At 68.7% G+C, this 20,895-nt stretch carries 13 protein-coding genes and 1 pseudogene; all 14 read right to left on the bottom strand.

Annotation, left to right across the window (positions count from 1 at the left end; all coding sequences use genetic code 11):
- Nucleotides 1-3: 3 nt before the first annotated feature.
- Nucleotides 4-2,690, bottom strand: a pseudogene (gene tssH, locus WKW79_RS25180) (type VI secretion system ATPase TssH).
- Nucleotides 2,691-2,734: 44 nt separating this feature from the next.
- Entirely contained in the window at nucleotides 2,735-3,820 is a 1,086-nt protein-coding gene (tssG, locus tag WKW79_RS25185; protein WP_340337956.1) for a type VI secretion system baseplate subunit TssG, read from the bottom strand.
- Entirely contained in the window at nucleotides 3,796-5,697 is a 1,902-nt protein-coding gene (gene tssF, locus WKW79_RS25190) for a type VI secretion system baseplate subunit TssF (protein ID WP_340337957.1), read from the bottom strand. Before tssF ends, tssG begins: the two co-directional genes overlap by 25 nt.
- Before the next feature lie 20 nt (nucleotides 5,698-5,717).
- On the bottom strand, nucleotides 5,718-6,233 hold the full coding sequence (gene tssE / locus WKW79_RS25195) for a type VI secretion system baseplate subunit TssE (RefSeq protein ID WP_340337958.1): 516 nt from the start codon (nucleotides 6,231-6,233) through the stop codon (nucleotides 5,718-5,720).
- Nucleotides 6,223-7,077, bottom strand: coding sequence for a type VI secretion system accessory protein TagJ (locus tag WKW79_RS25200; RefSeq protein WP_340337959.1), 855 nt, complete (start codon nucleotides 7,075-7,077; stop codon nucleotides 6,223-6,225). Before WKW79_RS25200 ends, tssE begins: the two co-directional genes overlap by 11 nt.
- Before the next feature lie 20 nt (nucleotides 7,078-7,097).
- A complete protein-coding gene (locus WKW79_RS25205; RefSeq protein ID WP_340337960.1) occupies nucleotides 7,098-7,655 on the bottom strand; it encodes a hypothetical protein in 558 nt (185 codons plus the stop codon).
- A 37-nt stretch (nucleotides 7,656-7,692) separates the two neighbouring features.
- Nucleotides 7,693-9,657: a caspase family protein gene (locus tag WKW79_RS25210; protein WP_340337961.1), complete on the bottom strand. Its 1,965-nt coding sequence runs from the start codon at nucleotides 9,655-9,657 to the stop codon at nucleotides 7,693-7,695.
- Nucleotides 9,658-9,659: 2 nt separating this feature from the next.
- On the bottom strand, nucleotides 9,660-10,805 hold the full coding sequence (locus WKW79_RS25215; RefSeq protein WP_340337962.1) for a hypothetical protein: 1,146 nt from the start codon (nucleotides 10,803-10,805) through the stop codon (nucleotides 9,660-9,662).
- 28 nt (nucleotides 10,806-10,833) lie between these two features.
- Nucleotides 10,834-11,595: a hypothetical protein gene (locus WKW79_RS25220; RefSeq protein WP_340337963.1), complete on the bottom strand. Its 762-nt coding sequence runs from the start codon at nucleotides 11,593-11,595 to the stop codon at nucleotides 10,834-10,836.
- 9 nt (nucleotides 11,596-11,604) lie between these two features.
- Nucleotides 11,605-13,329 (bottom strand): murein transglycosylase A, encoded by a 1,725-nt coding sequence (mltA, locus tag WKW79_RS25225; RefSeq protein ID WP_340337964.1) that lies wholly within the window; start codon nucleotides 13,327-13,329, stop codon nucleotides 11,605-11,607.
- A gap of 69 nt (nucleotides 13,330-13,398) precedes the next feature.
- Nucleotides 13,399-15,327, bottom strand: a complete 1,929-nt coding sequence (locus tag WKW79_RS25230) for a protein kinase domain-containing protein (protein WP_340337965.1) — start codon at nucleotides 15,325-15,327, stop codon at nucleotides 13,399-13,401.
- Nucleotides 15,324-15,941, bottom strand: a complete 618-nt coding sequence (gene tagF, locus WKW79_RS25235; protein ID WP_340337966.1) for a type VI secretion system-associated protein TagF — start codon at nucleotides 15,939-15,941, stop codon at nucleotides 15,324-15,326. The genes WKW79_RS25230 and tagF overlap by 4 nt, the downstream gene beginning before the upstream one ends.
- Complete coding sequence (gene tssM, locus WKW79_RS25240; RefSeq protein ID WP_340337967.1) at nucleotides 15,938-19,543, bottom strand: type VI secretion system membrane subunit TssM; 3,606 nt, start codon at nucleotides 19,541-19,543, stop codon at nucleotides 15,938-15,940. Before tssM ends, tagF begins: the two co-directional genes overlap by 4 nt.
- The gene (locus tag WKW79_RS25245) at nucleotides 19,540-20,853 is read right to left on the bottom strand and encodes a DotU family type VI secretion system protein (protein ID WP_340337968.1); all 1,314 of its coding nucleotides are present in this window, start codon (nucleotides 20,851-20,853) and stop codon (nucleotides 19,540-19,542) included. Before WKW79_RS25245 ends, tssM begins: the two co-directional genes overlap by 4 nt.
- Nucleotides 20,854-20,895 lie beyond the last annotated feature (42 nt).

Genomic DNA, 20,895 nt, shown 5'->3' on the forward strand with positions numbered 1-20,895 from the left:
CCCTCAGAAGGCGTAACTGAATTCGTTGTTCTCGACGCCTACCTTCACCCGCTCGATCGGCTTGCCTTCCATCATCCGGTTCAGGAACTCGCGGCTGATGTCGGGCAACATGGTGTTGGTGAGGATGGCGTCGATCATCCGGCCGCCCGATTCGCTTTCGGTGCAGCGGCTCACGACGAGCTTGACGACGTCGTCGCCGTACTCGAAGGGGATCTGGTAGCGCGCTTCCACCCGCTTCTTGATGCGCTTGAGCTGCAGCTCGACGATCTTGCCGAGCATCTCGTCGCTGAGCGGGTAGTACGGGATGGTCACCAGCCGGCCCAGCAGCGCGGGCGGGAAGATCTTGAGCAGCGGATCGCGCAATGCCTTGGCCATGCCATCCGGGTCGGGCATGAGTTCCGGGTCCTTGCACATGCTGGCGATGAGATCGGTGCCGGCGTTGGTGGTGAGGATGATGAGCGTGTTCTTGAAGTCGATGCTGCGGCCTTCGCCGTCCTCCATGAAGCCCTTGTCGAAGACCTGGAAGAAGAGCTCGTGCACGTCGGAGTGGGCCTTCTCCACTTCGTCGAGCAGCACCACGCTGTAGGGGCGGCGGCGCACCGCCTCGGTCAGCACGCCGCCTTCGCCGTAACCCACGTAGCCGGGTGGCGCGCCCTTGAGCGAGCTGACGGTGTGCGCCTCCTGGTACTCGCTCATGTTGATGACGATCATGTTCTGCTCGCCGCCGTACAAGGCTTCCGCGAGCGCGATGGCCGTCTCGGTCTTGCCGACGCCGGAGGTGCCCGCGAGCATGAACACGCCGATGGGCTTGCTGGGGTTGTCGAGGCCGGCGCGCGAGGTCTGGATGCGCTTGGAGATCATCTCCATCGCATGGTCCTGGCCGATGACGCGCTGGGCCAGCAAGGTGGGCAGCTTGAGCACGGTCTCGAGCTCGTTGCGCTGCATGCGGCCGACGGGGATGCCGGTCCAGTCGGCGACGACGGAGGAGACGGCCTGGGCGTCTACCGAAGGCAGGATGAGAGGCGTCTCGCCTTGCACTGCTGCGATCTTTCCTTGCAGTTCATGCAGTTCCTTGAGCAGCGCCTCCCGGTCTTCACTCCCTCCCCCGCTGGGGGAGGGAGTGAAGAGTCCACGGGCTTGTTGCCCGCACGCAGCTTGCCCCGCAGATCCAGCAGCCTGTCCACCAGGTCCTTCTCTTCCTTCCACCGCGCATTGAGCTTCTCCAACTCCCCCTTGGCCTCCGCCAACAGGCTCTGCGCCGAAGCCGAACGCTTGCTCACATCGATGCCGATCGCTTCCTCGCGCGAAATGATCTCGCTCTCCACCGTCAGCGCCTCGATGCGCCGCGTGCAGTCCTCCACCTCCGGTGGCATCGCATGCTGGCTCACCGCCACGCGCGCACACGCCGTGTCCAGCAAGCTCACCGCCTTGTCCGGCAACTGCCGCGCCGGGATGTAGCGATGCGAGAGCTTCACCGCCGCCTCGATCGCCTCGTCCAGCAGTTGCACGCGATGGTGCTTCTCCAGCACGCTGGCCACGCCGCGCAGCATGAGGATGGCCTTGATCTCGTCGGGCTCCGGCACCTGCACCACCTGGAAGCGCCGCGTCAGCGCCGGGTCCTTCTCGATGTACTTCTTGTACTCGGCCCAGGTCGTCGCGCCGATGGTGCGCAAGTTGCCGCGCGCGAGTGCAGGCTTCAGCAGGTTGGCCGCATCGCCCGTGCCCGCCGCACCGCCTGCGCCGACCAGCGTGTGGATCTCGTCGATGAACAGGATGATCGGCGTCGGCGATGCCTGCACCTCGTCGATCACCTGGCGCAGGCGTTGCTCGAACTCCCCCTTCATGCTGGCCCCGGCTTGCAAGAGCCCGATGTCCAGCGTCAGCAGCTTCACGTCCTTCAACTGCGGCGGCACATCGCCGCGGGCGAGCCGCTGCGCGAAGCCTTCCACCACCGCCGTCTTGCCGACGCCCGCCTCACCCGTCAGCAGCGGGTTGTTCTGGCGGCGTCGCATCAGGATGTCGACGATCTGGCGGATTTCCTCGTCCCGCCCGGTCACCGGATCCATCTCTCCCTTCTTCGCCTTCTCCGTGAGGTCGACAGCAAACTTCTTCAGCGCATCGCCCTTGCCCATCGCGGCCGGGGCCATCGCGCCTGTGTCTTCACCGGGGGCGCCGCTGCCCATGCCGGTGCCATCCTGCGCGCGCATCTTGGCTTCGGGCGAGGGGTCGCAGATCTTCACGAAGTTGTCGGCCAGGTCTTCCACCTTGACCTTCTCGAACTGCTTCGACAAGCCGAAAAGCGGATTGCGCAGGCTCTGCGTCTTGAGCATGCCGATGAGCAGGTAGCCGGTGCGCACCTGCGCCTCGCCGAACTGCAGCGTGGCATAGGTCCAGGCGCGCTCGATCGCATTCTCGATGTGCGGCGAGAAGTCGCTGATCGCCGTGGCGCCGCGCGGCAAGCGGTCCAGCGCGGCCGTCATGTCCTTGGAGATGGCCGAGATGTCCAGCGAATAGTGCTGGATCACGCGATGCAGGTCGGAGTCCTGCGCTTGCAACAGTTGCGCGAACCAGTGCTCCAGTTCGACATACGGATTGCCCCGCATCTTGCAGAACACCGTCGCGCCCTCGATGGCCTTGTAGCAAAGCGTATTGAGCTTGCCGAACAGGGCGGTGCGGCTGATTTCACTCATGGTGTATGTGCTCCGTGTCGAGTCATGACGAATGAGGTCATGGGTTATTGAAGAGCGACCGCGCGCGCAGTGAGCGCATCACCGTCGATGCGAACGTCGGCCGCATCGCGCTCGCGGGGCCGTTGGCCGAGCCAGGAGACCCAGCCCAGGCGCGGTGCATTGCCTTTCTGCCGGCCCAGCCGCGTGGCGGGCACGTCATCCTTCTTCAGGACCAACTGCGCGTCCCAGTACAGCTCGTTGCCGAGCAACTGTTGCATCCAGCGCAGCAACTCGGGCCGCGCTGCGCCGCCGGGCAGGAAGCCGAGGTAGCGCTCCAGCGACAACGGCCCCACATGCAGTCGCACGCGGTGCTGCCGGTCCCATGCGCGCTGTCCCAGCATCGTGCCCATGCCCATCGCGCAGGACACGCCGCCGCGGCCCAGTCGTGTCAATTCATCGGTGGGCAGGCGCATCCAGTGGCCGACCCACGGCTCGAGCTTGATCGGCACGCCGAAGTAGCTGCACAGCACCCGCTCCACGCCTTCGGCGCTGTGGACCTTGCGCGTGAGCCAGCCGGAGAAATGCAGGCGCGCATCGTCGGGGATCTCGTCGCGCTCCTGCCGCGTGGCGGTACCGATGCCGACCAGCGCACCCACGCGCTGGCGAAACTTGTCCTCGCCCGGCCGGTCCAGCCACACCGCCGGCCGCGACTCGGCCCAGGCCCGGTAGAAGTACAGCGAGAAGCGATGCAGGAAAGTGTCGAGGAAGGCCAGCCAGGTCGGGTCGGCATGGTTGTTGGTGCGCTCGCGGATGAAGTCGCTGAGGTGCACCGGCAACGGGCCGTTGGGGCCGAGGTAGCCGAAGAACTGCTGGCGCAGGCGCGGCGGCTGATGGGCGGTGGCGGGCTCGAAGCGGCTGAGGCTGGCCGGCGCGAAAGACAGCGAGGGCTCCTGCCCGACACGCACCGCCTCGGCACTGGGCAGCAGGGCGTGGCCCCAGCGCGGCTTGGGTGAGGCCAGCGCCTCCAGACGTCGCATCACCGCGAAGAAATCGTAGGCCCAGGGCTGGCCCGACATCGCATGCAGCCGCGCACCGACCGTCTCGCGCTGCGTCTGCGGCGTCGCTGCTACAGGATCTGGCGCGTTCCGCACATCGGCCTCCATCGCATGGTCTCGCCGCGCCCCTGCACGCTCAGCACCGTCTCCACAAAATGATTGACCTCCACATGCCGCGCGAGGAAGTGCGACAGCACCGCGCCGAACAGGAAGGCGCTGTGGCCATGGAAGGCCGTGCGATCCACTTCCAGCGTCACCTCCAGCCCGCGGCCGAAGGCGATCGGCCCGGGCAGCGGCAGGCGGCGCGCCACCGGCTTGGAACGCACCGACAGCAGCCCGCGCACCTGCCCCTGGCGCACGTCGTCGGCATGCACCGCGTAGAGCATCAGCATCTCGCGCAGGGCCGCGGCGCCCTGCTGCGGCGTGCTGTCGGACAGCGACAAATAGTTGAGCGCGAGATGGTCGATCACGCGCCAGCCCAGCCCCTGGCTCACCACCGGCGACACCGGCCGCGACGGCCCGCGCACCATGCGCACGCGCTGCACCGGAAACGAGTCGATGCAGTCGAAGTCGTTGTCGCGGCCCAGCGGCATCAGGAGCGGCAGGTCGCGGTTGGTGACCAGTGCCGTCACCGCCAGTTGCCGCAGCGAGCCGGCGAACGGCGCCTGCTGTGGATCGACGATCTGCATGTAGACCTCGGAACCGATGTGGCTGCTGCGATGGCCTTCGGCGCGCTGGCGCACCGACTGCATGCGCGGTTCGCGCGTGGTCGTGTAGTAGGCCGGATGCGTCTGGCGCGCGCCATGGAAGGCGGCATAGAAGGGCTTGAAGGGCTGCTCCGGCGCCTCGTCCGCGCCGGGCGTGCCATGGCCGACCACATCGGTCACGGTGTGCACTTCGAAGTCCTGCGGCCGCGTGCGGTCCGGCAGCAGGTGGAACTGGCTCACACCCTCGGTCACCGCCACGCGATCGAGCCGCTTGCTGAACAGGTTGACCACGGGCACGCAGTGCAGTTGCACGTTGTCCGCGCTCACCAGCCGCTCCAGCGCCGCATCGCCGCGCGTGAACAGCACCACGATCTCCACGTCGGGCACGGTGATGGTCGCGAGCACCTCGCGCAGGCCGGTGAGCCGCACGAACTGGAAGCGCTGCGGGAACGCGAAGTACTCCTGCACCAGCCGATGGCCGGAGAAGCCCGTGGCCGTCACCGGCAGCAGCGCCTCGTCGTCACCGAAGCCGACCGGCTCCACCACGCTGCCCGGCAGCCGGCGGATGGCACTGGCTGCCGCGCCGGTGGGCAAGCCGTTCGCGCCCAGCGGCTGCACCAGCACGCCGGCGGGCTTGCCGAGCAGGCATTCGTGCAGTTGCCAGGCCACATCCTCGGCGCCGCCGAGGTGGATCAGCAGTTCATCGAGCGGGAGCTGGTTGAAGTTGAGATTCGCCGAGGCATGCAGCGCGATGCGCAGCCCCCCACGGATGTCGCGCGCTTGCGGATGCTGGGCCAGTGGCAGGTCCGGCGCATAGGTGAAGTACTGCGCCCGCTTCACCTCGACGGGCCACACGCGCAAGGCGCTCGCGGTGCGGAATTCGCAATGCGTGTTCTGTCCCGCCGCTTGCCGTGCGCGCAGGCCGCTGCCGCGCGGCAAGGTGGGGCCGACAGCCAGTGCCGCATCGTCCGGGTCGATGGCCATCTGCACCACCGCCATCGAGGGCGTGGGCGCCATGAACTGCGGATAGACGATGTCGAGCAGGTGCCCGGTGAAGCGCGGGTATTCGGCATCGAGCTTGAGGCCCACGCGTGCCGAGAGGAAGGCGGTGGCCTCGATGAGGCGCTCGACGTAGGGGTCGGCCACCTCTTGCCCGTCGAAGCCGAGCCGGCGCGCGATCTTCGGAAAGGCCTGTGCGAACTCGGCCGAGCTTTCGCGGAAGTAGCGGAGCTCCTGCTCGTACAAGCCCAACAGCCGCGGGTCCATTGCTTACCGCCTGGTAACGTTCATGGTGCCGAGATGTCCTCGATCTCGAAGCGCCCTTCCTCCAGGTCGATCCGGCTTCGCATCAGGAACTCCAGCGGCACGGGCTGCGCCCAGAGCATGCCGCGGATCTTGAGCCCGATGCGGTTGTGCGATTCGAGGACCGAGCCTTCCATGACGAGTTCCACTTCGAGTGTGCGAGGCAGGATGCGCGGCTCGAACTGCAGGATCGCGTTCTTCAAAGCCTGTTCCATGCTGACACGCTGCACAGAGGAGGTGAACTGGCCGGACAGCATAGGCAATCCGTAGTTCAGCACCGAGCGTGCGGCGTTGGGATAGCGCTTGTCGTCGTAGGCGAGGCCAAGCGCCGTTGCATTGAACAGCCACGACAGGTCACGCAGCACCGCCTGGCGCAGCGCCTGCCGCGTGAGGGTGCGCTTGTCGTCGCTCTCGCGCTTCTCGTGGGGCGCGTCGTCGATCAGGCGGTCGAGCAGCGAGGGCTGCAGGCGCTCCTGTGCGATCTGCTGCTCAGTTGCCACCGCCTTCTCCCGGGCCTTGCGCCGCTTCGGTGCCGGATGCGGTTGCCGCAGATTCTTCGCCGAAGGTGATCTCGCGCACATCCATCAGCGCATGGTCGCCGGCATCGCTGCTCAGCATGCGTTGCCCAAGCCCGGCCCATACCTCGGGCTGCAGTTCGCTCCATTCGGTCTTGCGCGCCAGCAGCAGTTCGCCGTCGATGCTTTTCTCGGTGCCCTGGTAGCGCGTGGGAATCAAGGCCAGCGATTCACCGCCGTTCTCGAACAGCAGGTTGGCCGGCAGCCAGACGCAGTCGCGCAGGTCCACCGGTTCCTCGATGCGCACGGCCGAGAGCCGCGCGAAGGGCACCCAGTAGTACTTGCCATTGACGAAGGCCTCGAGCACCGGGCCGATGCGCATGTCGGCATCGGCCAGCCATTCGAAGGGCGCGCCGTCGATCGTGCCACCCACCGCGGGCGCGGCATCGAAAGCGCGCTCGCGCAGTTGCCCGGCCAGTTCCAGTTCACCCGTGCCACGCCGCAGCAGCGACTCGATCAGCAGCGCGAGCCACTCGTCGGGCTGGCCGAACACCATCGGCGTCTTCTTGCCGGCGAAGACGTTGGCGCGCAGGCCTTCGCATCGGATCGCGTCACCGTAGACCTGCTTCATCGGTATCGCCAGCGCATCGAGTTCGGCGGCCACGGTCAGTTGGTTGAGCGCGCGTTCCCACTTGCCGAGCACGCACAGCAGCTGGGCCATGAAGACACGCAGCTTGCTGTCGGCCGGCTTGGCCTTGATCTCGTCGGTGAGGGCCTTGAGCGCGCCGGCCGGGTCGTTGGCCAAGAGGAGTTCCGCGGAGCGAGTCATGTGTTGCCTTTCGATGGGATTCAGGAGTTCGCCAAGACGCAGGTGCGGACAGCGCCCCGTAGGCCGGTCTTCCCTTGCGGCGCGGAGCGGATCTCCAGCTTGCGATAGTTGAAGTAGATGATTTCGCGAGGTGCCCGAGGCGAACCGCCAGTGATGAAGGCCTGCGTGTCGATGCGTGCCTCGCTGAGCACGAACTCCAAGTTCGGCTGCAACTCGAACGAGCCGTCGCCGCTGGCCTTGAACACCGAGATGGTCGCGGTGATGTCGGTGGCCTGGTTCTTCAGCAGGCTGGCGATGGAGGCCGTGGCCGCATCGCAGTCGCGCGCCACGATGAACATGCTGGCGCGCACCTGGCCCTTGCTTGCGCCCGGCGGCGTGACGACGTGGGCATACGAGTAGTAGCCGCCGATGGGCAATCGCGCCTTGCCGTCCTCGAACTTGCGCGCACCGTCGCCCTCGATCACGGCGCCCTTGCTTTCGAGCAGCATGTGGTAGTCGGTCTGCGTGTCGCCGGCCATCGTCTCGAGCAGGCGCAGCGCCTCGTCGGGGTCGAGTTTTCCGTCCATGTTGAAGCTCATCTGGGTCTCCTGGTTTCGGGTTTGTTCGTGTGGGGTGCTACGGCCAGCGAACCATCGCGGCGTAGACCTGACGTTCCTTCGACGCTTGCGGCAAGCCGCGCACGCGGACCTCGGGCAGGGCCGCTTCCGCCTCCTGCCCGCGCAGGCCGAACATGCGCGGTGCGCTCCACGGCGCGGCCGGACTGGCCAGCACCAGCAGGCGCGCGCCGGCGTCGAGCGGCGGCAGGTCGAAGCGCTTGGCGGCCGGGGCTTGTGGCGTGCCGCGCTCGAAGCGGTTGGTCTCGCTGCTTTCCTCGGGGAAGACGGTTTGCGCGGCGCCGCGCGCATCGAGCGCGACGATCACCAGGTCGAGCGACTGGCCGCTGGTGTTGCGCACCGCCAGCGCGGCGCGTTCGGCGCCGGCGGGCGGCTGCAACTTCGCCTCGGCCTCGCGCACGGGAGCGTTGCGCACGAGGCGCGCGCCTTCGCGGATTTCGAGTTGCGCATCGAAGCCGTCGAGTTGTCCGTCGCCGGCCAGCGTGTGGAGTTGTAGCAGCCACTTGAGGTGCGCCAGGGCTTGCAGGCGTTGCCGCAACGCGGCTGCATCGGGCAACGTGGTATCGGTCGTGGTGGCGGCCATGCCGAGCATGGGCGACAGCAATTCCAGCCGCTGCCCCGCCGCGCCAAGATCGGTCCAGCGCACATCCGCATCCCCCTCGCGCACGGTGCGCAGCGCGGCCGGCCAGGCCAGGCTGATGCCGGCGGGCAGGGGCTTGTCGGCGCGCACGCGGAGCACGACAGACTCGGGCGGGTCCACGGGTGTGATGGCCCAAAAGGTCGTGCCGGTCAATGCGGCCAACGTGGGCGGTACGTCCAGGCGGGCATTGCCGAGCGTGGTCTCCGACAGCTCCGATGGCGCGACGCGCACGGTGCCGTCCGCCAGCGTGGCCAGCACGCGCACCGGCTGGCGCGGGTCCAGGCCATCGAGCCGACCCACCGCCAGCGTGAGCTTGTCGCCCATGCGCTGCGCGCTCCACACCGGCCGCGTCGACAGGGGCTGCAGGCTGTTGGCGAACAGCGGCAAATCGAGGTTGCCCTCGGCCACGGGGGACGGCAGCTCGCGTTCCGGAAAGCGTGTCTCCAGTTCCTCGATGACAGGCGGATAGAGCGCCAGCACGCCGTTGTAGAGGTCTCGCCAAGTTGCAGGTTTTCGCTGCAAGGCCTCGGCCACGGCCCAGGTCAGCAGGCCTTGCGGGCGCCCGCTGCGGTCCTTGCGCGGCAGGCGCAGTTCGGGCGTGACCTGGTGGCTTTCCGAGGCGAAGAAGGCGACGTAGCGGGCGCGCGGGATGTTGGTCACGGGCGGCACGGAGGACGACGGCGAAGGCGCCGCATCGCCACGCACCAGCCGGTCGGCCTGGATGCCCCGAAAGCGCACTTCGTCATCGGCCGGCTGCTCGACTTTCACGGCCCTGGAACTGCGCGTCAGCGATGCCGCCGAACAGGTATCGAACACCGACCACACGAACACGTTGCGCGCGAGGAAGGCGCCGATCCACGCATCGAATTCCACGTCCCGCACGCCGCCGGGCAAGGTCCTGTCGACGCCGACCTGGCCGCGCACGTCGCGCGCAAGGAAGTTCTCCGCCAAGCCGTCGGGCTCCTGGTAGGCCTTGGTCGCATCGCGCAGGCGCGTGCCGTGGCCGGAGAAATAGAGCAACACGAAGTCACCGCTGCGCGCCCGCTCCAGCAGACGGCCCAAGGCTTCATGGATGCGCTGCGCATCGGGCAGCCCGGCGCCCTCGATGCCGTCGGCCAGCACCGTGATGTCGGGCGCGGCGAAGCCTTGCTTCAGCAGCACCTCGCGCATCAGCAGGACATCATTGCGCGGCGCCTGCAGCCACAAGGCCTGCGGCTGGTTGACGAGTTCCGACACGCCCACCAGCAAGGCCCGTTGCGCGCTCCACGTTGGCATGCCCGCTGCGATCAGCAGCGCGCCCATGAGCCAACGTGCAAGGCGCGACATGGTCATCTCGCTGCCCGCCCCTCGGCCACGCGCACGGCCTGCACCAGCGCGGAGTCCTGCAAGGCGGCCAGCGCACCGACCGGGTCGGCCGCGTACAACTGCCACGCACCCGTCACGTCCGGCCCGCCGACCACGTCGACCGAGGCAGCGCGCATCGCACGGCCGGCTTCGTCGAGCGTGACGCCAGCCTTCCACAGCACGACCAGGTTGGCCGCAGGCGGCGCGGAGGGCTCGGTGGCCACGGAGCGAAAGCGCACCTCCTCGTCCTGCTCGGGCCGGTTGAACAGGCCCATGTTCTGCGCGACGAAAGCCAGCGCCAGCACGGCAAAGGCCGGACGCACCCATCGATCGGCAGAGAACCACTGGCGCAGCCGCGTGCCCCATCCGGCCTCATCGGCCCACGGGTGGGAAGACAGCGCCGGTCCGGCCGGCGCGGTGGCGGCCTGCGCCGAGTTGTCCGGCACGGACGCACCCAGTTGCTCGGCCGCATCGCGGTACAGCGCCTGGTATTCGCTGCGCGGATCGTCATTGCCGAGCGGCGTGCCCGAGAGCACCGAGAACACGCCCGCAACGGTGCGTACGGCGATGAGGCCCGGCGCGGGATCGATGGCCGGTGCCTGCTGCGTCGCCCATTCATCATGCACCGCGCGGATCGCGGCCAGCCGCGTGGCCGACAACTCGCCCTGCACGCGCGCGCAGAGCTGCGGCGCGGCCGTCAGCGTGACCGGGTTCCAGGCCTGCACCACGCCGAACAGCGGCTCGAAGGGTTCGTCGCCGGGCTCCAGCAGCACGTCGTGGGCCGACGCCCAGTCGGCCTCGCCGGCCGCGATCCAGCCCTGCCAGCGATCACCGCCGATGCACTTGTCCAGCAGCACGCCGAGCAGGCGCCCCTCATGCACGATGCTCAGCAGGCGGCCCGGCGCCCAGCGGGCCGGGAAGGCGCGCTGGGCCACGGCTTCGCGGCGCCGGGCGAGTTCTGTGAGGGGCATCAGCAGGTCTTCGGCGATGCGCGACGGCTGCGTTGCAGGTGGCGTCTGCGTGCCGGGCGGCGGCGCGACGGCCTGCACGGTGTCATCGGCCTGCGCCACGTTGCGCTCGAAGGCGCGGCGGATGAGGCCGAGCGGGGGCCAGAGTTCGGTGTGCGTCACGGGGTGGTGTCCTGAATTGGGTATGTCTTCAGGCATAAGACGCTTCAGCACCGAGGATTTCGAAGACCCGCAGGATGACGCCCATGTTGTCGGGCGCGATGGCGATGCCCAGGGTCTGCGTGAGCCACTGGCCCAGCGTGGTCTTCGCGTAGTCGGCCGGCAGCCCTTCGCGCTTGTGCACCAGGCCCAGCCGGCCCGCGCGGTAGTGATACGAGGCGATGGCATGACGCGAGGCCACGCCGGACAACGCGTTCTCGCGACCAAAGCCCTCGCACAGGAGGATGCGCTCCGGCTCGGGCAGCGAAGCGATCAAGGCGCGCGCCGCGGCCTGCACCGCCGGGCCGCTGAGCCCGTGATCGGCCAGCACCTCGAAGCCGACGCCGTCACCGTGGCGGTCGAGCTGGTCTTCGAGCTGCGCCTCCGTCACCTGGTCGCCGATCGACAGCCTGCGCCGGAAGCTGCTCGCGCGCGTGCAGTCGATGAGATAGCGACGGAAGTAGGCGCACAGCGCGAAGGCGCTCGACGGGGCGCTGTGGTTGTCGCCGGTGCTGCCGTTGTCCTCGGCTTCGTCGGGGTCGGCATCGAGGCGCAGCACCTTGACGTAGATGAACTGCGCCACCAACTCCTGCCGGCCTTCGCCGAGCACATTCAACTCGGGCGGATTGCAGCCTTGCAACGCCCCACCGACGATGACGTACATGCAGGCGATCTCCTTCGGCCCGAGCGCATGCCGGCGACGCCACAGGCGCACCAGTTCCACGCTTTGCTCGGGGGAGAGGGTTTCCTGCATGTCGATCTGTCAGTCATCGACGCAGAGGCCTTCTTCCGGCACCAGGCACTGCGGCAGGTCGGCCCCCGCCGCGCCGCCGCGTGTGCGGATGGTCGTGCTGGCGGCGGCTGCCACGGCCTGGCCGCGCGGCAGCAGGATCCAGAGCTGGCCGCGCTCCTTCATGCGGCGCGCGTTTGTCGCGGCCTGGGTGCCGTTGCCGAAGAAATAGTCGGCCCGTACCGCGCCCCGGATCGCGCCGCCGGTGTCCTGCGCAATCGTCAGTCGCTGCATCGGCTCGCCGGTGCCCGGCGTGCGCGTCGACACGAACACCGGGTAGCCCAGCGGCGTGCTGCGCGGATCGACCGCGATGGAACGGCCCGCCTGCAAGGGCACGCCGAAGGCGCCCACCGGCCCGGTCGCGCTCGCGCCGCCGGCCGATTCCTTGAAGAACACATAGCTCGGGTCCTTGATGCCGGAGCCGATGACCGGGCCGCTGGCGGCACGTCCCGGCACGATCACCGCGCCGCTCTGCTCCGGCCGCGCCAGCGTGAAGCCGCGCACGCGGATGCCGGCGGTGTTGTCGGTGCCCGCGTCGTCATCGTCGTTGTCCAGTTCCAGCTCGATCGCGCCGCCGCGCGTGCGCACCTTGCTCGCGGGCTGGCCGTTCTTGTTCTGCGCCAGCGTGGGACGGAAGGGCTGGCCGTTCTGCTCCGCATAGGCCACGCGGATGATCTCGCCATTGGACAGGCGGATGCGGCCGGAGCCCTGGATCTGCATCTCGTACAGCGCGGTGGCGCTGCTCACGAAGGCGAGCACCTTCGCGTTGGGCGCGCCGCGCGTCTCGATCTCCTCGCGCGTGAAGTACGGCAACAGTTGCCTACCCTGCGCGCGCAGGCGCACCTTGCGGTCCAGCGTGTCGCGGGTGATGGTCGACAGGTCGAGCGAATAGAGGCCGGGCGAGCCGAGGTCGCGCGTGTTGAATGAGCCAGTCTGGATCGTCACGTCGCGGCCCTGCACGCGCGCCGCGACGGTGGCATTGCCGGGCGGCAGCTTGCGTGCATCGACGAAGAGCATGTCCTCCGGCGTACCGTACACAGGATAGATGTTGGGCGGCGAATAGTTGCGGCTGCCGGTGATCTCGGGCTCGAAGTAGCCGGTGACCACGCCGTCGGGGCGCCGGTCGTCGTCGCGGATCTGGTAGACCGAGAACTCGCGTTCGTAGAAGCCTCGGATGGCGGCGCTGTTCTTCGGGTCGACCGAGGCGGTGCGGCTGCAGATCTCCTTCCATTGCGCACCGCGTCCGGTCAGCACCTTGCAGCTGCCGAGGAAGGCTGGCCAGCCTTCGGAGAAATCGTCGCGGCCCCATCCCGGCAACGCGTCGTAGCCGACCGATGTGTAGGTGGCCAGCTGGGTCGAGAAGGTGCGCGACTGGCCCGCCACGCTGGCGCCCGACGCCGCGCCGGAAGTGGTCGGGCGCGTGGCTGCGTCCGTCGTCCCGGCCGTTGTCGCGGGGGGCGTCGCCGGTGCGGGACCGATGTTGAAGGTGCTGCCCGTGGCCGGGGCAGGGCTGGCAGGCCTGGCCGGCGCAGCTGCGGGTGCGGACGGGGCGGCCGCCGTGTTGGCGGCGGGTGGCGCGGAGGCACAGCCCGCGAGCCAGGTTGCGGCGAGCGCAATGGCACCCAGGGCGAACCGGCACGCGGTGCTTCGGCCGACGGGCCGGGACAGATGCGAGGGCGGGAGTGACAGGTCTTTCATGGAAACCTCCTTGCTGCTGGAAGAGAGGCGGCCCGGGCTTCTGGCCACGGGCCGACGCTTTGCAGACGATTACTTCTCGGTGATTTGGAAAAGCCCGACGCCGTACACGTCGTTGCAGGTGGTGCTCGGCGGCGGACAGTTCGGCCGGCCGAGCAGGGGTGGCGGTCCGCTGCCGCGCGCGGCCTCCAGCGCGGCGAGCACCGACAGCGGGAACTTGGGAAACACGCCATCGGTCTGGATGCCGGTGGCGCTGAAGTCGCGCTCGTACTGGCTCACCAGCACCGCGAAATGGTCGATGCCGGCCGGACCGCCCGCATCCATCGGCCATGACGCGCGCGGCAGGGTGATGGCGCTGCCGGCCGAGACCTTGTTGTACTTGTCGAGCAGGTTGGGAAACAGCTGGTACATGCCGCCGTCGGTGGACAGCAGGAAGACGTACGCATAGCCGTCGCGCCTGCTGCGTATGTCGAAGGACAGCTTGTCCTTGCCGATGAGCACATCGGCCTTCTTCGGCGTGGCCGTCACGTCGAAGCCGGGCGTGGCGCCCTTCGCCAACGATTGCAGGGACTCCAGCGGCGTGACCGGCGGCGGCGGAGGTGGTGGCGGGGGCGGTGGTGGAGGCGGTGGCGGCGCGGGTTCCGGCGCCGCGCTGGTGCCCCCCGGTGGAGGGGCCGCGGCGATCTTCTCGGCCTCGCCGCCCTTGTCGCCCGTACCTTGCTGCGACCACCACCAGCCGCCGCCTCCGAGCACCGCCAGCCCGAGCACCGATGCGATCGCGATCGCCTTGCCCTTGCCGCCCGAAGGCGCCGGCACCGCCGACGCGGGCATCGGCGCGGGCGTGGTGCCCAGCGGCACCGGCCGGCTGGCGGGCGCAGGCGATGGCACCTGCGGGCGTGCACCGGGCTGCACGATGACCGTCTGCCCGCCATCGAGCCCGAGCATCGCGCGCATCTCCGCCATCGACTGCGGCCGATGCTCCGGGCGCACGGCCAGGCCGGCGTCGATGGTGGACAGCAGCTGCATGCTGTAGCGCTGGCGCAGCGTCTCGTTGTTGACCAGCGGCACATAGCTGTCGGCCAGCAGTCGCGCCACTGAGGGCGGCGGCGCACGGCCGGTCACCGCAACGTGCATCACACCGGCCAGCGCATACACGTCGGTCCATGCGCCCTGCGTCATGTCGGGCACCTCGGCGTACTGCTCGATCGGCGCATAGCCCGGCTTCAGGATCACGGTGATGGCATGCGTCATGTCGCTGATGACGCGGCGCGCTGCGCCGAAGTCCAGCACCACCGGGCGGCCCGATCCTTCGAGCAGCATGATGTTGTCGGGGGCGATGTCGCGGTGGTAGCAATGCTCCGCGTGCATCACGGCCAGCGCCTGCGTCACGCCGTCGAGGATGCGCAGCAGCCAGGCCTCGTCGACGCCACCCGGGGTGTCGCGCAACGCTTGGCGCAGCGTGTCGCCGCGATAGAGCGGCATCACCATGTAGGCGGTGCCGCGGTCGCGCAGGTAGTCGATCACCTTGAGCAGCGAGGGATGGTCGAACTTGGCGAGCAGCCGGGCCTCCTCCAGGAACTTGCTCATGCCCTCGTCGAAGGTCTCGCGCTGCCGCTCCGACTGCGGCGCCACGCTGCCGTCGAGCTGCCGCGTAGACAGCTGCATCGGCAGGTATTCCTTGATCGCGGCCACCCGCTCGAGCTTGTGGTCCCACACCTCGTAGACCGCGCCGAAGCCGCCCTGGCCGATCAGCCGCTTGACCTCGAAGTCGGCGATGCGCGCGCCGGGTGGCAGCACGCCGGCGTCCTGCGATGCGGGCGGCGCGGAAGCACGGGTGGCGGGCGGGATGGTGGTGACGTCCTTGTCGGGTGCGGGCGATGTGGCCGGCGGCACGACGATGGTCGTCGCGTCTTGCGGGGCGCCAGTGCTCAAGGTCGGGCCGGTCACGACCTGCGTGCGGTCGTCCGCATCGTCGTTGGGGCGCACGGTCTCGTCGCTCATGTCGGGCGAACCTCCGAAACCTCGAAGCCGAACAGGGCTTCGAACCGGTCGCCCAGCGGCAGCTCGCGCACGGTCATCGGCAGCACCTCGTACGCGTCAGGATCACAGCACCAGCTCGACTGGCCCGGGCGCGGGACACGTACCGGCTGCGCCGTTTCGGACACCGGCACCTCGGTTCCGAACAGGCGCGTCAAGGCTGCATCGAAGCCGGTCGCATCCAGGTCCTGTTCGAGGCCTTCCAGCGCAGCCTGGCCGGCCGAGGTCCACCACTTGCGCATGCGCGCGCTGGCCTCGTCCTCGGACAGACCGCCAGGGATGTCGAGTTCCTCCGCGATCGTGAAGGGAAAGTACCGGCCGACCCTGTCGACCGACGGCATCAGCACACCGATCCAGGCCTTCTCGCCGGCAATGCCCTCGCCCAGCAGGAAGAACCACAGCGGCCCTTCGAGATAGCGTTCGACCCAATCGGCCTCATGCTGCTCGCGCAACTGCATCAGGCCCTTCTGAAGCCAGTCGTCCCACTTGGCGAGGAAGTCATCGGGCCAGCGCCGGTGCGCGAAGTCGCCCATGCCCGGCAGCTTGCCGAACCAACCTGGAACGGTCGCGTCGTTCACAACCCCTCCGGGCATTGGAACTCGCGCAGCTCCTTCAGGCGGATCGGATGCTGCACGCTGTTGGTCGTCACCTCGAAGCGCGCGGTGCGGGCGCCGATCTGGAAGGTGATGAAGAATTTTTCCGGTGCATCGCCGGCCGCGAGCTGGCCGTCGTCGAGCGCGCGGAACAGCGCCCACGGGCCATCGACCGCCATGCCGGAAGGTCCGCTGGCCGACGGCGGGCTGACCTCGATGCGCACCGTGTTGCTGCCCTTCGGCCCCGGCCACTGGATGGCCATCGGCACCACCGGGCCGTGCGAGTACTTCACGAGTTGCCCGTCCACGTCGAGCGTGAACTGCGTGATGCTCGCGTCCATCTCCACCGGCTTGAAGTCCAGCCGCATCGACGGCCCCTTGCCGCCGGCGCGGAAGAAGATGTCGCGGATGCGCGCGGCCCGCTCGAACTGCGCCAGCGATGCGGCACTCACCGCAGGCCGCTCCGCCACCGGCTTGTAGCGCCACGGCTTGGTGCTCGTGTCGACGATGGCCAGCAGTCGCTTCTGGAAGAAGTCGTCCATCAACCCGCCCGGCCCGAAGAAGGTGCCGAAGTCGTCCGGCAGCACGTCGCGCTTGCTGCCCTGCACGAAGGGATAGCGCCCCGCGATGGCGCGCACGCAGAAGTCGGTGACCGGCTTCAGGTCCTGCGCGAGGTTGCCGATCTCGGCGGCGCGGGCCTGCACCGCGCCCGACTGGCTCAGGTTCTCGACCATCGAGCGCACCGGCTCCGGCAGGCGCGCGGCCGGCGCCTTGATCGCGGCCACCGCATCGCCGGGCGGCGGCGCGGTGCGGTTCTTGACCGCGGCATCCACGGCGGTGAGGTAGGTGTTGACGTCGGCGAACATCTTCACCGCGTCATCGATGGGCGCGGGGCCGCCGGGCGTGGCCGGCAGCACGAACTTGCGCAGCGTCTCGAAGTGGTCGTCGACGATGCTCTCGATGCGCTTGCCCGCCGCCACCTGCTGCGCCTTGGGATCGCCGCCGCCGAACAGGTCTTCCAGGCCCTTGCGCGTGTTGCGCACGGTCTCGGTCGCCTTGCTCACGACGTCCTTGCCGGCCTCGGGCGGGATCAGCGTGGTCTCCTTGACCACCGCCGTGAGGAACAGCACCAGCGGCGAAGGCTTGTTCGACAGGATGCGCGAGGTCTCGATGTTCTTGTCGAGCCCGCTGCCGCGCACCACGCGCACGTCGGCCAGCAGCGCGTCCCAAACCTTGTTGTATTCGTCGAGGTAAAGCCGCCGCACGCGGTCGGTCAGCGCGCCGAGCCCGGCCGTGTCGCGCGCGACGTCGGCCGCGCTGCGGTTCAGGCCCAGCACCCACGGGTCTTCGCTGGCGAGCAGCGCGGTCTGCACCGTGACCTCGGACTGGAAGCGCTTGTGATAGCCGTCGTAGGTGAACATGCCCGGCACGCCTTCGGTCAGGGGCTTGCCGCTCACGCGCTCCAGCACCAGCGGACCCGAGGGGCCGGCGGCATTGGCCGGGCTGAAGTCCGGGATGTCCTTGCCGATGCGCTTGCGCTTGAGCCGGCTGAACACGCGCTGCTCCAGCGGATAGCTCGCGAGCAGGGCGCGCACGTTGCGCACCAGGTTCTCGTCCATCTTGAGCGGCGAGCGCGGCGGGCCTTGGGCGATCAGCACGTCGAGCTGGTCTTCCAGCAGCTTGCGCTGGTCCTCGGGCACGCCGCGGTCGATGTTGCGGCTCCAGTCCAGCGTGATCCAGGCCTTGAGCGCATCGGCGTCGAAGCGATCCGGCTGGTGCAGCATCAGGTAGGTCTTGAGCGCCTCGTAGGTGAACTCGAGGTTGTCCTTCTGCGCGGTGCGAAGCTGGTCCTCGATGCGCTTGGCCAGTTGCGGCAGGAAGACTTCGTTGAGCGCGCGCTGGTGCGCGAGGTTGGCCGCCGCGTCGAGCTTGTCGCCTTGATAAAGGCCCAGGCCCATCGACAGCGGCGCATCGCCGTTGTTGTTCTCCTGCGTCTCCCAGATGTTGCGCAGGCCTTGCAGCACCGGCGCGACTTCGATGAGGTTCTGCACGCGCGAAGGCACCGCCGCCAGCGTCTTCTTCGCGGGGTCGATGCGCGCATCCACCGACTTCAGGTACTCGACGTTGCGCCAGCTGCTGTAGCCCCAGGCCGCCAGCAGGCCCAGCGTGACCAGCGTCATGGCCGAGACCGCGGCAAAGCGCAGCGTGTTGCGGCGGCGCTCCAGTTTCACGTCGGCGCCGGCCAGGCGTTGCTCGGGGAACACCACGTCCTTCAGCAGCGTGGTGAGGAAGTAGCTGCGCCCACTGCTCTTCTGCGGCGGCAGCATCGCGCGCTCCAGCCCGAAGTTGCGTGCCAGGCTGCCCATCACGCGATCGATCGGGCTGCCTTCCTGCGTGCCGCTGGTGAAGTACACGCCACGCACCCAGGGCGGCTGCGCGAAGCGCGAGCCGGTGAAGACCTGGTCCAGCAAGTCCTGCAGCAGCGGGCCGACCGATGCGAACTGCGCCGGGAAGCCGAAGATGGCGGCGCGCTTCGTCCCGTCGGTCTCCTGCTGCATGCGGTCGATGAGGCCGTTGTTGACGCGGTCGTGCAGCAGGCCGAACTCGCGCTGGAACGCAACGCCCACACCCTGCTCCGCGAGCTGTCCGCCTTCATCCGGCGGCAGCGTGAAGCCGAACACCTGCGCCCGCTGCTCCTTGCCGAGGTCGGCGAAGTATTCGGTGAAGCCGTACAGCAGGTCGCTCTTGGTGACCAGCACATAGACCGGCAGCCGCGTGGTGAGCTTGCCGTCCAGTTCCAGAAGGCGCGCGCGGATCGACGCGGCCAGCGTGCTGCGCGCCTCGGTGTCCTGGCTCAGCAGGTCCTGCACGCTCACGGTGAGGAACACGCCGTTCAGCGGCCGGCGCGGACGCACCTTCTTCAGCAGGCCCAGGAAGCCTTCCCATGCACCCTTGTCCTCGGCCTGGTGGCTGTCCTGCGTGGTGTAGCGGCCGGCCGTGTCGATGAGCACGGCTTCGTCGGTGAACCACCAGTCGCAATTGCGCGTGCCGCCCACGCCCTTGATCGCGCCCGGCCCGAACTTGTCGGCCAGCGGAAAAGACAGGCCCGAGTTGACCAGCGCCGTGGTCTTCCCCGCACCCGGCGCGCCGATGAACACATACCAGGGCAGGTCGTAGAGATAGCTGCCGCCCGAGAGCGACAGCCAGTCGCGCAACCCCGGCTTCTTGCCGGCCGCATGCAGGCGCATCTGCTTGAGCGTGGCCACCGCATCGCTGAAGCGGGTGTCGAGGATCTTCTGCTCGGCGCTGCCGGGCTCGGCGGCGGTGGCGGCAACGGGCGCCTGCATCAGGCCCTGGGTCAGCACCGCGCTCGCCTTGCGCGCGCGCCAGCGCCGCAGCACCGCGCGCAACAGCACGATGAAGACGATGACGCCGATGGTCACCCAGCGCCACAACTCCGGCTCCAGCGGCGCCAGCGAGCCGATGCGCACCAGCGGCCCCACCCACCAGATCAGCACGCCGACGATGACGAGCGCGAGGATGGTGAGCAGCACCGGATGAAAGATCCAGCCGAAGATCTTCTTCATGGCTTGGCCTCCACCTTCACCGCGTCAGGGTTCGGGGTCAGCAGCACGATCTCCACGCGCCGGTTGCGGGCCCGATTGGCGGGCGTGTCATTGGGTGCGACGGGCTCGGCATCGGCCTTGCCGTCGGAGCGCATGCGGGCCGGATCGACCTGCGCTGCCAACGCGGTCTTCACCGCATCGGCGCGTGCGGCGGACAGGTGCCAGTTGCTCGGGAAGCGCAGCGAGCGGATCGGCTGGTTATCGGAGTGGCCGGTGATGAGGACGTCGCCCTTGACCTCGGCCAGTGCGTCGCCGATGCGCTTGAGCACGGGCAAGGATTGCGGCATCGGCTCGGCGCTGCCGGAGCCGAAGAAGGAGTCGCCGCGCAATCGAACGGTGCTGCGGTCTGCCTCGTCGGTCACAGTGACCAGTCCCTGCTTGACCTCGGGCTCCAGAAATTTCGCGAGCCGAGGCGCCTTGGCGAGGATGGCCGGCGGCGCGATCTGCACATTGGGCACGCGCAGCGCGGACACGGCCGCGTAAGTGCTGTCCGAGCGGTTGTTCAGCGAGATGCGCAGGCCGAACCACACCAGCGCCAGCAGCAGCGCGAAGGCCGCGCCGAACACCCACAGCGGCAAGGCGTGCCGCAGCTTCGTCGTGCCCGCGCCCTGCCCGCGCCAGTGCGGCGACAAGTCGGTCTCCAGCGGCGGGCGGTCCTTCTTGATGAGTTCGGCGAGGCGCGCACGCACGGTGTCGAGCTGCGCACGGCCGTTCTCGATCACTCGATAGCGGCCCTCGAAGCCCAGGCCCAGCATGCAGTAGATGAGCTCCAGCAATTCGCGATGCTTGGGCACGTCCTGCGCCAGCTTGGCCAGCAGCTGGAACACCTTCTCGCCACCGACCGCCTCGTTGTGGAACTGGATCAGCAGGCCCTGCTTGTTCCAGCCGGCCTGCGCGCCCCAGGGCGTGTTGGCCACGGCTTCGTCCAAGGCGGTGCAGAGGACATAGCGCGAGGCCAGCACCGCTTCGTTGGACACGCCCGCGCGCCGCGCATTGGCGTCGAACTGGTTGACCGCCTCCGCCGTAGACGCCCGCAGCGCCGGCACGTTGGGCGCATGCACCAGCGTGCGCAGCCGCGCCATCAGTGCCAGCAGCTTGCCGGCCGCCGAGACCAGCGGATTGAGCAGCCCGAGCTCGCCGATGTCGACCGATGGCGTGTCGCCGCCCCCGCCACCCGGCGGTGGTGGCGGCATCTGCCCCGGCATGCGCGGCTTCGGCTTGATGACCGTGCGCTCGGACTCGAAGGCGGCAAACGGGTCGGGTGTGGACATGACGTTCAATGCCGATGTGTCTGTTCAAGGTGCGCACACCGT

The sequence above is a fragment of the Variovorax robiniae genome, assembly GCF_037889955.1.
Classification (GTDB): domain Bacteria; phylum Pseudomonadota; class Gammaproteobacteria; order Burkholderiales; family Burkholderiaceae_C; genus Variovorax; species Variovorax robiniae.

Coding starts and splice junctions, on each gene's coding strand:
- tssF (WP_340337957.1), bottom strand. CDS start 5,697: ATGGACCCGCGGCTGTTGGGCTTGTACGAGCAGGAGCTCCGCTACTTC.
- WKW79_RS25200 (WP_340337959.1), bottom strand. CDS start 7,077: ATGACTCGCTCCGCGGAACTCCTCTTGGCCAACGACCCGGCCGGCGCG.
- WKW79_RS25205 (WP_340337960.1), bottom strand. CDS start 7,655: ATGAGCTTCAACATGGACGGAAAACTCGACCCCGACGAGGCGCTGCGC.
- WKW79_RS25210 (WP_340337961.1), bottom strand. CDS start 9,657: ATGTCGCGCCTTGCACGTTGGCTCATGGGCGCGCTGCTGATCGCAGCG.
- WKW79_RS25220 (WP_340337963.1), bottom strand. CDS start 11,595: ATGCAGGAAACCCTCTCCCCCGAGCAAAGCGTGGAACTGGTGCGCCTG.
- mltA (WP_340337964.1), bottom strand. CDS start 13,329: ATGAAAGACCTGTCACTCCCGCCCTCGCATCTGTCCCGGCCCGTCGGC.
- WKW79_RS25230 (WP_340337965.1), bottom strand. CDS start 15,327: ATGAGCGACGAGACCGTGCGCCCCAACGACGATGCGGACGACCGCACG.
- tssM (WP_340337967.1), bottom strand. CDS start 19,543: ATGAAGAAGATCTTCGGCTGGATCTTTCATCCGGTGCTGCTCACCATC.
- WKW79_RS25245 (WP_340337968.1), bottom strand. CDS start 20,853: ATGTCCACACCCGACCCGTTTGCCGCCTTCGAGTCCGAGCGCACGGTC.